The organism is Thermosinus carboxydivorans Nor1 (genome assembly GCF_000169155.1).
Classification (GTDB): domain Bacteria; phylum Bacillota; class Negativicutes; order Sporomusales; family Thermosinaceae; genus Thermosinus; species Thermosinus carboxydivorans.
The window spans coordinates 79,871-92,498 of sequence record NZ_AAWL01000011.1; the positions used below are offsets into that span (position 1 = coordinate 79,871).

The following is a 12,628-nucleotide window of genomic DNA, read 5'->3' on the forward strand; positions in this document are numbered from 1 at the left end:
ATGCGGGCGTAGCTCAGTTGGTAGAGCATCGGCTTCCCAAGCCGAGTGTCGCGGGTTCGAGTCCCGTCACCCGCTCCAGCTAAAATCAAGGCCTCGCGGGTTCGCGAGGCCTAAAAATTTGACTTTGGTGTGCAACCAGTGTGCAATGCCAAAAAAGACCGTCGTAATGACGGCTTTTTTATTTCCGTGATAGCAAAGCACCGGCTAGCTTGTCTGCTATCACAACTGCAAAATACGTCTGTCTGTGGAAAATGAAATCAAAAGGACATTTTATTTTAGCGTCTAATTTTTTTAAAAACTAGGGTAGTTATTCTGTTTTACTTTGCCCTAGCAAAGACGGTATTTTATTTCTGGCTATTTGTTTTTTTGCATGTTTTGAAAGAAGGCAGACTTTATGTTATGAGGAAGCAGGGAGAACATGATCCTGAAAAATCAAAAGGGCTGGGTGTACATTAATGCGTTGATTGGCATGACAATTCTTGCGCTGGCTATTACCGCACTAGCTTTAAATTTTCACCAATCTACCCAAGGCACCTTATCTATTAGCAACCAAACACAAGCGACATATTTAGCGCACCAACTCTTAACTGAACTAAAAATTCATGACCACACTGGATTAGATAGGTCAAGCCCGCAATGGTTTAAAAGTGATTTTTTTGATGACCCTAATTCTAAAACTAAATTTCAGTATACTATTAAAGTTTTAGACCCAGATGAAATACCTGACGGACTGGACGCTGATGTAATACCGGTTCGGGTGACTGTACAATGGTCTGAACCAACCGGGGACAAAGTCTTGCAGATTGTAACATATTATTATAAGTAAGTATAAGTAGGTGAAAGAGTGGACCAGAAAGGGTACACTTTGGTTGAACTGGTAGTCGGTATGGCCATTATGACGATAATAATGACTGGCATACTTGGGGTATTAGGCGTTTCTGTGGCATCGTATCATTATGCGCAAAAGCGGACTTATGAAGTCCAGCAGGCTCGAATAGCCATTAACGAACTTGTTAACGATTTGCAAAAAGCGACGACGATAACCGAGCCGGCAAAAGGAGCAACAAGCAGCCGTGCTGTTTACGCTATCGGTTCCGACAATTACACAGTGGAGATTGGTACTGGCGCAAATGCCGGCTGCATTGTCCGCAACGGCAACCGCATAACTGCCAATATAGTTAAAGATATTACTTTTGAGCGAGACAGCAGTGACGGTCGCATGATGACTGTTACTGTGGTATTAAATAATCCTGAAAACAATTCAACAGGTGAATTTATGCTAAGCACAAAGGTTTTTTCGCCAAACTTAACGCGTTAGAGGTGTAGCTATGCTTAACCAGAAAGGCTCTGCGGCAATTATGGCCATCGGAGTAATGATTGTTTTAGGCCTTTTCGCCGTTGCCATCCTGCCAATGGTAACAAATGAAGTAAAATTTAGCAAGATTAATAGCGATGCAATCGAGGCGCAGTTTGCAGCGGAAGCCGGTGCCAAAAGGGCAATAAGCGCGTTTAACAAGCAGGCAACGGACTGGAGCTGGTTGAACTCCACACAAAACCTCATAAAAAATGTTTCAAATAAAACATATGTTGTGACTGTAAACCCTGTTCCTGTGGGCAGTCCTTCGCCAGGGACTTATACTGTTGTGTCCATAGGTACAGTGAACGGAGTAAGCCGGAAAGTTGCCGTTGAAGTCACGGTTTCGGGCGGCGGAAAACTCAATGACGGTCAAGGTGCTAACTCTTTGATATTTGATAAAGCAATTTTTGCCGGTGCCAATCTGTCATTAGATCAACATGCTAATATAACTGGTTCAATTGCGGCTAATGGGACAATTTTTGTTGATAAACATAGTACCATAACAGGCAACAAAGAAGAAAATGCGGGCATATCACCCTTGCCTAGTTATGGTTCTGGCGGCAAGTTTGACCCGGCGCTATATAACAAGGGCGCGGCGTTTCCCTGGCCGTCAGGGGGGAAATATACGCTCAGCCAGCCGCTTTATTATGTAAGCGATAACCTGACAATTAATAAAAATACATTGCTTGATGTCACTACCGCAAATGGCACGACTATTATCTATGTGAAAGGCAATGTTGTAATTGACCAAAATGTCGACATTGCCAGCGGTGACAATATACTTCTAATTGCTGCTGGCAGTGTGGCAATAAGCCAAAACTTGAATAAAAACAATTCTTCTTACGGCAACCTGGTTATTGTTGCCCAAGGTAACAATAACGCCGATAAAGCAGTTTTAATAGAGCAAAACACCAACATAACGGGTGGAGTATATGCAAATGGTTCTATTGCGATTGCCCAAAACGCAGACATTGCTTATTCGCAGGAGGTAATTAACGCTTTCACACTGCCGGGTTCAGGTACAGGCGGCGTAAGCGTTACGTGGCAATAAATCAAACTGACGGGGTATGGTTTTGGTTATGGCAGTTACTCCTCGCGCTCGAATTTTCAAGCCGACTGGAGCGGGTTCGAGCCCCGTCACCCGCCCGGTCGTAGATAATGCTGGGGCGGAAAGTATTCCGCCCCAGCATTTTTTTATCAGCGCTCAGCTTCTGTACCTGGCAGGATATAACCTGCTTGCCAAGAATTGTGTGTCGGCACAAAATTATTTTTTCTAGACGAAATACTCCGTCTTTGCCGCAGGAAAATAGGCGGCTACCTGACGCTGCATGAAGGTTTTTATGGCCTGCATAACCTCAGCAGTATACACATACTTGCCATACCCAAACTGGCCGAATTTAAACTTGCGGGTTTCTTCATTGAGAGGCAGGGTGGTATGGGGAAATATATCCAGGACATTGGCTTTGGCCCGGGTGGTAAAACGGTGGCTGATAAACTCAAACGTAACGCCTTTCCGGGCGTCAAGGGGCAGCTGGGCGTCAAGGGCAGAAAACATTGCCTGATAATCCTCTTCCCAGCCCGGATAAACGAAGATCGGCGCAACAATAAACCCTAGCGGGTAGCCGGCCCGGGCGACCTTCGCCGCCGCTTCTACCCTTTCGGCCATTGAGGCCGTGCGGTGTTCATAGCGGTCAATAATGGTCGCCGCATTAAGGCTGAATCTAAAGCGCGTGTGCCCGTTATGTTGGGCATCTAACAGTGATTCGACCTGGCTGTATTTGGTAACAAAACGAAACCGCCCTAACTCCTGCCGGCCGAAAAACTCAATCGTCCGCTTAAGGGCTCCGGTAAGGTATTCCGTCGGGATAGGGTCGGAGGTGGCTGACCCCTCAAAAACGGTAATTTCCGGCGCCCGTTCGTTAATATACGCCTGCGCCTGATCGAGGATTTCCTCGATATTGACGTAAACGCGCAAGTACGGCTTTTTGCCCAGCGTCGTGGCAAGATAACAATATTCGCACATGCCGGGGCAACTGGTCGCCAGGGGGAGCTGATAGTGGGCCGAAGGCTTGCAGGTGGCGAAGCTGCCGTTTTTCCTGACGCCGACAACCAACGTTTCCTTGGCCTCTCGGTAGCCCTCGCTGGCCGTCTTGCCGGGGATGCCCGTTACGCGGTTATGCGACGCCGTCATACGCACCTCAATGTCTTTTTGCCGGAAAAAGTCATATAACCGGCGTCCCAGACTATAGTCGAGCGCCTTAGGTTCAAAAAAAACTCGCTTGGGGAGGAAAGGCTCCAAGAGGCAGTCTCCTTTCAGCACAATGGTTTTTCATAGTATGCGCTGGCTGCGGTAAATCTTGCGCTCCGCTCATACTACCTTGCCGCGAATAGAAGGAGCCGCGTTAAGATGCTTAATGGATGGCCTTCTTTTTAAATCGCCCGCCCATCACTTCGTGGACCTCATGAATGGTGACGAAAGCATCTTCGTCGATTTCATCGATGATTGATTTTAACTTTGATATTTCCAGCCTGGTTATTACCGAGTACAGCACATTTTTGGCTTCGCCGGAATAAGCGCCCCGGCCGTGGAGAAAGGTCACACCCCGACCCAGCCGGGTCATTAATACTTCCGCTATTTCTTGCGCTTTATCCGAGACAATAATAACGCCTTTCGATTCATCGAGACCCTCGATAGTGATATCAATCAGCTTAAACGCCACAAAGTAAGCTACCATTGAATACATTGCCCGATCCCAGGAAAACACCAGTCCGGCGCTGCCCAAAATAAACACATTAAAAAACATGATAATCTCGCCAACAGAAAAGCCGGTGCGCTTGTCTAAAATAATGGCGATGATTTCCGTACCGTCGAGCGAACCGCCATAGCGGATGATTAGTCCCACGCCAATGCCCAGGATGATGCCGCCGAATACGGAGGCGAGAAACAAGTCTTGCGTTAATCCTGGGATGGGTCGTAACACTGTTACCCAAAAGGACAGCGAGCAAATGGCAAACATTGTTGAAAATGCAAACGTCCTGCCAATCTGTATGTATCCGATATATAAAAACGGTAAATTAAAAAGAATGATAAACAAACTCAGCGGCATTTGCGTCAAGTGGCTGGCCATTATCGAGATGCCAATAATGCCACCGTCAATTATTTGGTTGGGGATCAAAAAGATTTCCAGACCAATAGCGGCAATAATGGCGCCGATAAATAATAATACATACTTTGTTATTGTCCTCTTTGCCGTGCTGCGCTTAGACATTGTTTTTCCTCCAGTCTACTCCAAAAACTCTACACCTGTTTTCATTCTTTGTTGGTATCGTGCTAACGACATGGGGGGTCTACCCTGGAAAGCGTAAAACCGCGAAGGCCGCGAAGAACGCGAAGGGTTACGCGCGCGACAGTTGTCGCGGGAGGTGATATTTTATAGAACCGCAGAGGACGCGGAGAAAATTTTTTATTCAATTCTTCGCGCGATGAATATCGCGCCTCTGTGCCCTCCCTTTGTGGTGCTGGCTTTGAAGGCATGATTATCTTTGCGCGTTGTTCTGTGATGACTCTCTTTTCGTATTTTGAGAAAGTCCCGGCCGTTTCCTTCTTTCTTTAATTATTATGATTGCATATGTTTCCAACCAGGTATATTTGTCTAACGAATGACGTTGTGTCCCTTCCAATTCTTTGTTATACTGTTGGCGGCAAAACCAACAAATATTTTGATGCAGCGGTTTTTGCATCCTTTATGGGGGTAGCATGTTGGCAGACCAGCTTGTTTTATCAGATATTCTCACCGCCAAAGAGCAGCGCCGCTCTCGCCAGGAAGCGCTGCGCGCAGAGTACGGCACGCCTATAATCAGTATTACGGTCAATATTCCCGGTCCGGTCAAGGACCGGCCGGAAGTGCGCCGCCTGTGCGACTACGCGGTCGCCGCTGTCCGGCGGCGGTGCGATGTGCTGGCGGTCAGCCGGCTTAACTTGGTCACCGGGCCGGAGGCACTGATTGCCCTGCGCGGTGACGCTCACGCCATTAAGGATGTCTGCATAGCGATCGAAGAAGAGGAACCGTTTGGCCGCCTGCTGGATCTCGATGTATTTACCGCCGCCGGACAGCTCGTGTCCCGTCAGGATGCGGGAAAGGCGCGCCAATGTTTTGTCTGCAGCCGTCCGGCGGTGCTATGCATGCGCGAGCGGCGCCATTCGCCGGCGGAACTGGCGGCGGCGGTGGACGAGCTGTTAATCCGGTTTGTCGCCTACGAGACACGGGCGGTCAGTCCCCGGGCTGAAAAGATCGGGGCGCTGGCCGTAGAGGCGATGTTGTATGAAGTGGCCTGCACGCCGGCGCCGGGTCTGGTAGACAGAAACAACGCCGGCGCGCACCGGGATATGGATTTTTTCACCTTTATGGCCAGTACGGCCGCGCTTAGCTTGACGATGGCTCGCTGCGCCGAAGCGGGCCTGCGCCATGGCGGATCTTTACCGGAGCTACTACCTGTACTGCGGCGCATTGGTCGGGAAGGTGAACAATCGATGCTGACGGCCACGCGCGGCGTTAATACGCAAAAAGGCCTACTGTTTTCCCTGGGGATTGTTGTTGCCGCTGCCGGCTGGCTAGTTCAGCGACGGCAGCCGGTAGCGCCCGCTGCCGTCCTGGCAGCGGCGGCCGAAATGGTGGACGGCATTGTCGCGCGGGAACTAGGGAGTGTGGCGGCCAAGCCGGCGGCGAAGCTAACGGCCGGTGAACGGCTGTATCGTGACTATGGCATTACCGGCATTCGCGGCGAAATGGAGCGGGGCTTGCCGGCCGTGCGCGATTACGGGCTTCCTGCGCTAAGGCAGGCGCTGGCGGCGGGGCTAAGCGTTAACGATGCGCTGGTTGAAACCTTGATGGTGCTTATGGCCCATGTTGAGGATACAACAGTGATGAACCGGCATAACCCCGATATCTTGCGGCAGTGGCTGCGGCCGCGGGTGACGGCCTTTCTGGCCGCCGGCGGCATGTACGCGGCTGATGGCCGGGCGCGGGTCGCGGCGCTTGACGAGGAATTTATTGCCCATAACGTTAGCCCTGGCGGCGCTGCCGATCTGCTAGCCGTTACCTGGTTCCTCCACCGCCTGGAAGAGGTTGGGCGATCTCTTGACGAATGATTGGTTTTAGCATAAAGTGGTTGTAATGGAAGAACAACTTGTTTGGCGAGGAGGGGGCCAATGCAGTTTAACATTCATCCTGTTAATCTTATCCGGGCCCTGTCGCTGGCGCTGGAACTGTCTGCCGGCGGCTTATCCCGTCACCACTGGCGGACGGCATATATTGCCAATTGTTTGGCTGAGCATATCGGCCTTGACGGAATGCAGCGGTTAATTTTAGTTTACGCGACGCTGCTCCATGACTTGGGCGCTGCGTCCAGTTGGGAGGAAAGGCTTCGCCTGCCTTCAATGCTGACCGGTGCCGGCGGTAACATCTATGCCCACGCCGAAGCCGGTTATGAACTATTGAAAGACTCGGTTCAGCTGGGTATGGTGGCTGAGCCGATTCGCCGCCACCATGATTACTGGGACGGGTCGAGCCCTTCCGGGTTAGCCGGTGAGGACATTCCGCTTATTTCCCGAATTATTAATCTTGCCGACCGGGTAGAAGTCCTCTTGCACGAGGACGATTTTATCCTAAACCAGCGTCCCGCTGTTTTGGCCGCTATCAGCAGCCAGAGCGGCAGCTGTTTTGATCCCGAATTGGTGCGTGCTTTTCACGATTTTAGCTCGAAAGAAAGCTTTTGGTTTGACCTGGTTAATCGGAATCATTACCAAAACTTCTTCCGGGATATTGACGACTATGGCCGCATGCGGTTCACCATCGACGACGTAATTAATGTGGCCGAGGTTTTTGCCACCATCATTGACCGTACCAGCCGCTTCACGGGCGCTCACTCCCGCTGTGTGGCCCTTGTGGCCTCTTTTCTGGCCGAGCTCAAAGGCTACAGCGCCGACGAAGTAAAAGCTATGCGCATCGCCGGCTTGTTTCACGACCTTGGGAAGCTGGCCATCCCCAACGCCATTCTGGAGAAGCGGGGCAAACTGTCAGAGCTGGAATTTGCCATCATCAAGCAGCATACCTATTATACCTACCGGATTTTAGAGCAAATCGACGGCTTCGCTACCATCGCCGAATGGGCGGCCTATCATCACGAGACGCTGGACGGGACGGGGTATCCTTTCCGCATTGATGGGAAAAAACTGGGCCTCGGATCCCGCATTATGGCGGTGGCCGATGTGTTTACTGCCCTGAGCGAAATCCGTCCTTACCGCGAGCCCTTGCCATATCAAAAAGTAGAGAGTATTATGCGCGGTATGGTCAATAGCCGCAAACTGGATGCGAAAATCACAGCTGAACTTTTCGATAACGGAAGGCAATTGTACGATCTTATCCAAAGTATGTCCAGCGCCTATAAGCCATGAAGTAAAAGACCGCGTCCTGGCAAAAGAAGCAAATATTGCTTGGACCAGAAGTGTTGACTTTTTCCGCTTTCGACGTTAAAATATATAACGTGAAAAATGCCGATATAGCTCAGCTGGTAGAGCAGCGCATTCGTAATGCGCGGGTCGCAGGTTCGAATCCTGTTATCGGCTCCAGTAAAAACAAGGGCTGGCAGATTTGCCAGCCCATAATTTTTGTTTTTGCGTCAAAGTTTGCGTCAATGACTATTTTGCGTCAATAATGCTGTACAGTTTTTGTTGTCTTTGCTTCATAGCTTTTATCTGTGAAATAGATACGCTATGCATGTAGTTTTCGGTCAAAACTTTAGGCGAGGCATGTCCTGTCAGAGCTTGGATTGTAGCTGCGGTCTTGGGTGTAATTAATAAATAAGCTTGGCTGCTCTGTCCTACGGGCTGGGGCGCTTTTTTAGTTTATGGCAGACAGCTAGTGTTTTACATATAATAGAATTAAGAAGCAACATGGGAGGCATCCTTGTGGACCACTATTTTGGTATACCCAATTGGCCTTTGCCGAAGTCCACTAAAAAATGTGTCAAAACCTATACTTCGATCTTAAAATTATATGAAGTTTCTTTCTTTAGATTATATAAGGTATGCCTGTGGTGCGGTTGCGAATTTGATTATTACTGCTTTCATGGCGTATGTCCTTTTTGTGGCGATAATCCTAATATTGATAATATTGACGATCCTCCTCAACCTGGTTTCGTGTTTTTTCCAGAACTTCTGCTTGCAACTTCTCCGCTCGCGCTTTTCCCGGAACTCGCGTTTTATCCATAGATTGCTGGTGAAACTATGCCGTGTTGCTGCGCTCACACCGTATCAAAAGAATAGCGGCTTAACCTGGTCATCTCCCGTTATCAGATTGCGATAAAAATATATTTTCTTTATGTCGGTGGTTTGACTGTTCTGCCAAACAAGGAAGTAAATACCAATCGACGAATGGATATAAAAAAGCTCTGGAGGTATATATAATGGTCACTATCGGCATACTGATTTTCCCACAGGTGGAAGAGCTTGATTTTGTAGGCCCTTTCGAGGTTCTCAGTTACCCGAACAAATTGCGTTCTGAAAGTACAAAAGTACTGACTGTAGCGGAGACTATAAACCCCGTTCAGGCTTTCAACGGCTTGAAAGTCATTCCTGACATTGATTTTGCCAACTGCCCTCCCCTGGATATCATCGTGGTTCCTGGCGGCAAAGGCCGGATGAAGGCCATGCATGACCCCGCGATCAGAGACTTTATCCTGCAGCAGGCGAAAACTGCCCGCTATATCACTTCGGTATGCACCGGCGCTTTCATATTGGCCGAAGCGGGAATACTTGACGGCAAACGGGCAACAACCTATTTTGCCGCTCTCCCCGAACTGGCCGGTTACCCGGCTATCCATCCGGTAAAATCGAAAGTCGTCCAGGATGGCAGTGTGATCACCGCAGCCGGCGTCAGTTCCGGTCTCGAACTGGGTTTCTATCTCCTAAAACTGCTGTTCGGCAGGGAATTCGCCCAGGAAGTCGCCGCTAAAATCGAATATGATGTAGACGTAGAAAAACTATAATTCCGGGGGTCAGGATTGACTTATTTTAAAAATTGACTTATTTGCAGGAGCAAGGCTAATAAATAGGTTTTAACAGTTATACCCAATGGGTGGGTGTGATTCCGGAGAGTATAAGCTACCAAGCTGTGGAGAAACTTGCATGATTGCAAAATAAAAGGAACAACGGAATTTGGCGTGGAATTGTAATAATTGGTAATTGCGTAATGCCAAAAGATGCCTTGTATGGGAAGGTAAGCAAGGGAAAAAAGGTTTCGAAATTTGAGCAGGTACACTGGTAATTGAGAGTTTTTCATATTTTGCAGCCCAGATAAATCAAGGGTTCTGAAGGCAATAAAAAGGACTTCACCCCCAGAATTGCCGAATTTATCAAGTGACAAAACAATCCAAATCCAGCAAATGGAGGTTGAAGTCACTATGTATATTCGGCAAAAACCCTTATTTTCCTTCGATACTCTTATGCAATATCAACCCAAAACTCGTCTGGCGATGGTTTTTGAAAGTATTGATCTTCACCCCTTGTTAAAGACTTTACCAATAAAATCTATCCGCGGCCCTAAAGGATATAGTTCAGCCGCATTAATAAAAGCCTTTCTTGCAATGAGGTTATGTTCCATTCCTACCGTCACATTACTGGTCGAGCGCTTAAAAACTGACTTGGTTTTTCGCTATGAATGCGGCTTTTCACTAGAGCAGCCTGTACCATCATTAGCTACATTTAGTCGTTTCTTTCAAAAGATAGCTGAGACAGATAGCCTACAAGTGCTATTCTCTGCTTTGGTAGATACCGCCATTCAAGACAAGGTCATATCTGGTGAAGTTGTTGCAATCGATGCCAGCGCCATCGACTCTTATGAAAAACCTGTTCCTAAAAAGGAGCTAAATAGCAATGGCGACAGTGCTACCTGGGGTGCTAAGCTAGATACCCATGGTAATCAACATGTATGGTTTGGCTATAAACTACACCTGGCAGTTGACACCAAAAGCGAATTACCTATAGCGGTCAAAGTCACTCCTGCCAATCGGAACGATGTCACACAGGCTATCCCTTTAATGGATGAAATCAAGCACCAGCCAAAGTACTACTGCATGGATATGGGCTATGATGCCAAAGATGTTTATCAAGCCGCATATGAGCGCCAAGCACAAGCCATTATCCCTCTCAATCGCCGGAAAGAAAAATTACCGCCCGAAGGAATGGACGAAAATCGTACTCCAACATGCTCCATGGGTTATCCGATGGTTTACTGGGGGTGTGAAAGAGAAAAAGGAATATTAAAGTTTCGGTGTCCCCATGTATGTGGCAAAGTTAATTGTCCTAACGGGAGTGCATGGTGTTCACCGTCTAACTATGGCCTGGTTATAAAGAAAAAAGTTGAAGATGATCCGCGCAGCTTCTGTACTCCTCATCGTGGCACACGGGAATGGGAAAAACTTTATGCGGAGCGAACATCGGTAGAACGAGCATTTTCCCGATTGAAGGAGCAGCTTGGAGCAAACACAGTTCGTGTACAGGGAATTAAAAAGGTTACAGCACATCTAATGCTTTGCTGCATTGCTTTACTGGCAGGAACAATAGCGGTTAATCGCCAGATACATCAGCAAAAAGCAGCCTAATTATTGTTTTTCATCTTACTTTTTACAGAATTAGCCCGCCATAGGGATAGGTCTACCCTTTTTTAGGCTAATATTAGAGCATTTTTGTTAAAAATTGGCTAATTACACTAATAGCTCTTGAATTTGACATCAAAATTGCTTAAAGACATCTCTTTGTGGATAACTTGCGATTGAATTATGCAAAACTCTCACTTTCACAAACGAGAGATTTTCATATTTTGCAGCCCAGATAAATCAAGGGTTCTGAAGACAATAAAAAGGACTTCACCCCCAGAATTGCCGAATTTATCAAGTGACAAAACAATCCAAATCCAGCAAATGGAGGTTGAAGTCACTATGTATATTCGGCAAAAACCCTTATTTTCCTTCGATACTCTTATGCAATATCAACCCAAAACTCGTCTGGCGATGGTTTTTGAAAGTATTGATCTTCACCCCTTGTTAAAGACTTTACCAATAAAATCTATCCGCGGCCCTAAAGGATATAGTTCAGCCGCATTAATAAAAGCCTTTCTTGCAATGAGGTTATGTTCCATTCCTACCGTCACATTACTGGTCGAGCGCTTAAAAACTGACTTGGTTTTTCGCTACGAATGCGGCTTTTCACTAGAGCAGCCTGTACCATCATTAGCTACATTTAGTCGTTTCTTTCAAAAGATAGCTGAGACAGATAGCCTACAAGTGCTATTCTCTGCTTTGGTAGATACCGCCATTCAAGACAAGGTCATATCTGGTGAAGTTGTTGCAATCGATGCCAGCGCCATCGACTCTTATGAAAAACCTGTTCCTAAAAAGGAGCTAAATAGCAATGGCGACAGTGCTACCTGGGGTGCTAAGCTAGATACCCATGGTAATCAACATGTATGGTTTGGCTATAAACTACACCTGGCAGTTGACACCAAAAGCGAATTACCTATAGCCGTCAAAGTCACTCCTGCCAATCGGAACGATGTCACACAGGCTATCCCTTTAATGGATGAAATCAAGCACCAGCCAAAGTACTACTGCATGGATATGGGCTATGATGCCAAAGATGTTTATCAAGCCGCATATGAGCGCCAAGCACAAGCCATTATCCCTCTCAATCGCCGGAAAGAAAAATTACCGCCCGAAGGAATGGACGAAAATCGTACTCCAACATGCTCCATGGGTTATCCGATGGTTTACTGGGGGTGTGAAAGAGAAAAAGGAATATTAAAGTTTCGGTGTCCCCATGTATGTGGCAAAGTTAATTGTCCTAACGGGAGTGCATGGTGTTCACCGTCTAACTATGGCCTGGTTATAAAGAAAAAAGTTGAAGATGATCCGCGCAGCTTCTGTACTCCTCATCGTGGCACACGGGAATGGGAAAAACTTTATGCGGAGCGAACATCGGTAGAACGAGCATTTTCCCGATTGAAGGAGCAGCTTGGAGCAAACACAGTTCGTGTACAGGGAATTAAAAAGGTTACAGCACATCTAATGCTTTGCTGCATTGCTTTACTGGCAGGAACAATAGCGGTTAATCGCCAGATACATCAGCAAAAAGCAGCCTAATTATTGTTTTTCATCTTACTTTTTACAGAATTAGCCCGCCATAGGGATAGGTCTACCCTTTTTAAGGCTAATATT

The 12,628-nt window shown here is 47.5% G+C and carries 10 protein-coding genes and 2 tRNA genes; 10 read left to right on the top strand and 2 right to left on the bottom strand.

Annotated features, from left to right (window positions below; genetic code table 11):
• Nucleotides 1-2 precede the first annotated feature (2 nt).
• From TCARDRAFT_RS09105 to TCARDRAFT_RS09120, 4 genes are all read left to right on the top strand, one after another.
• Nucleotides 3-78: transfer RNA gene (locus tag TCARDRAFT_RS09105), tRNA-Gly, on the top strand.
• Nucleotides 79-418: 340 nt separating this feature from the next.
• Nucleotides 419-826, top strand: a complete 408-nt coding sequence (locus TCARDRAFT_RS09110) for a hypothetical protein (protein ID WP_007289707.1) — start codon at nucleotides 419-421, stop codon at nucleotides 824-826.
• 18 nt (nucleotides 827-844) lie between these two features.
• The gene (locus tag TCARDRAFT_RS09115; RefSeq protein WP_007289689.1) at nucleotides 845-1,318 is read left to right on the top strand and encodes a PilW family protein; all 474 of its coding nucleotides are present in this window, start codon (nucleotides 845-847) and stop codon (nucleotides 1,316-1,318) included.
• 10 nt (nucleotides 1,319-1,328) lie between these two features.
• Complete coding sequence (locus tag TCARDRAFT_RS09120; RefSeq protein WP_007289690.1) at nucleotides 1,329-2,408, top strand: DUF7305 domain-containing protein; 1,080 nt, start codon at nucleotides 1,329-1,331, stop codon at nucleotides 2,406-2,408.
• Nucleotides 2,409-2,630: 222 nt separating this feature from the next.
• Here the strand turns inward: TCARDRAFT_RS09120 and splB are convergent, their stop codons facing one another.
• Both splB and TCARDRAFT_RS09135 read right to left on the bottom strand, forming a co-directional pair.
• Nucleotides 2,631-3,656, bottom strand: a complete 1,026-nt coding sequence (gene splB / locus TCARDRAFT_RS09130; protein ID WP_007289691.1) for a spore photoproduct lyase — start codon at nucleotides 3,654-3,656, stop codon at nucleotides 2,631-2,633.
• Nucleotides 3,657-3,768: 112 nt separating this feature from the next.
• The gene (locus TCARDRAFT_RS09135) at nucleotides 3,769-4,626 is read right to left on the bottom strand and encodes a YitT family protein (RefSeq protein ID WP_007289692.1); all 858 of its coding nucleotides are present in this window, start codon (nucleotides 4,624-4,626) and stop codon (nucleotides 3,769-3,771) included.
• 488 nt (nucleotides 4,627-5,114) lie between these two features.
• Here TCARDRAFT_RS09135 and citG point away from each other — a divergent pair, with 488 nt between their 5' ends.
• The 6 genes from citG (at nucleotide 5,115) to TCARDRAFT_RS09170 (ending at nucleotide 12,553) form a co-directional block, all read left to right on the top strand.
• Nucleotides 5,115-6,506, top strand: a complete 1,392-nt coding sequence (citG, locus tag TCARDRAFT_RS09140; protein ID WP_007289693.1) for a triphosphoribosyl-dephospho-CoA synthase CitG — start codon at nucleotides 5,115-5,117, stop codon at nucleotides 6,504-6,506.
• 60 nt (nucleotides 6,507-6,566) lie between these two features.
• Entirely contained in the window at nucleotides 6,567-7,811 is a 1,245-nt protein-coding gene (locus TCARDRAFT_RS09145; protein ID WP_007289694.1) for an HD-GYP domain-containing protein, read from the top strand.
• 98 nt (nucleotides 7,812-7,909) lie between these two features.
• Nucleotides 7,910-7,985 (top strand) — tRNA-Thr (locus TCARDRAFT_RS09150).
• Nucleotides 7,986-8,821: 836 nt separating this feature from the next.
• Nucleotides 8,822-9,403 (top strand): DJ-1/PfpI family protein, encoded by a 582-nt coding sequence (locus TCARDRAFT_RS09160; protein WP_007289695.1) that lies wholly within the window; start codon nucleotides 8,822-8,824, stop codon nucleotides 9,401-9,403.
• Nucleotides 9,404-9,817: 414 nt separating this feature from the next.
• A complete protein-coding gene (locus TCARDRAFT_RS09165) occupies nucleotides 9,818-11,017 on the top strand; it encodes an IS1182 family transposase (protein WP_007288000.1) in 1,200 nt (399 codons plus the stop codon).
• 336 nt (nucleotides 11,018-11,353) lie between these two features.
• Complete coding sequence (locus tag TCARDRAFT_RS09170; protein WP_007288000.1) at nucleotides 11,354-12,553, top strand: IS1182 family transposase; 1,200 nt, start codon at nucleotides 11,354-11,356, stop codon at nucleotides 12,551-12,553.
• Nucleotides 12,554-12,628 lie beyond the last annotated feature (75 nt).

Coding starts and splice junctions, on each gene's coding strand:
- citG (WP_007289693.1), top strand. CDS start 5,115: ATGTTGGCAGACCAGCTTGTTTTATCAGATATTCTCACCGCCAAAGAG.
- TCARDRAFT_RS09120 (WP_007289690.1), top strand. CDS start 1,329: ATGCTTAACCAGAAAGGCTCTGCGGCAATTATGGCCATCGGAGTAATG.
- TCARDRAFT_RS09170 (WP_007288000.1), top strand. CDS start 11,354: ATGTATATTCGGCAAAAACCCTTATTTTCCTTCGATACTCTTATGCAA.
- TCARDRAFT_RS09135 (WP_007289692.1), bottom strand. CDS start 4,626: ATGTCTAAGCGCAGCACGGCAAAGAGGACAATAACAAAGTATGTATTA.
- TCARDRAFT_RS09110 (WP_007289707.1), top strand. CDS start 419: ATGATCCTGAAAAATCAAAAGGGCTGGGTGTACATTAATGCGTTGATT.
- TCARDRAFT_RS09145 (WP_007289694.1), top strand. CDS start 6,567: ATGCAGTTTAACATTCATCCTGTTAATCTTATCCGGGCCCTGTCGCTG.
- TCARDRAFT_RS09165 (WP_007288000.1), top strand. CDS start 9,818: ATGTATATTCGGCAAAAACCCTTATTTTCCTTCGATACTCTTATGCAA.
- TCARDRAFT_RS09160 (WP_007289695.1), top strand. CDS start 8,822: ATGGTCACTATCGGCATACTGATTTTCCCACAGGTGGAAGAGCTTGAT.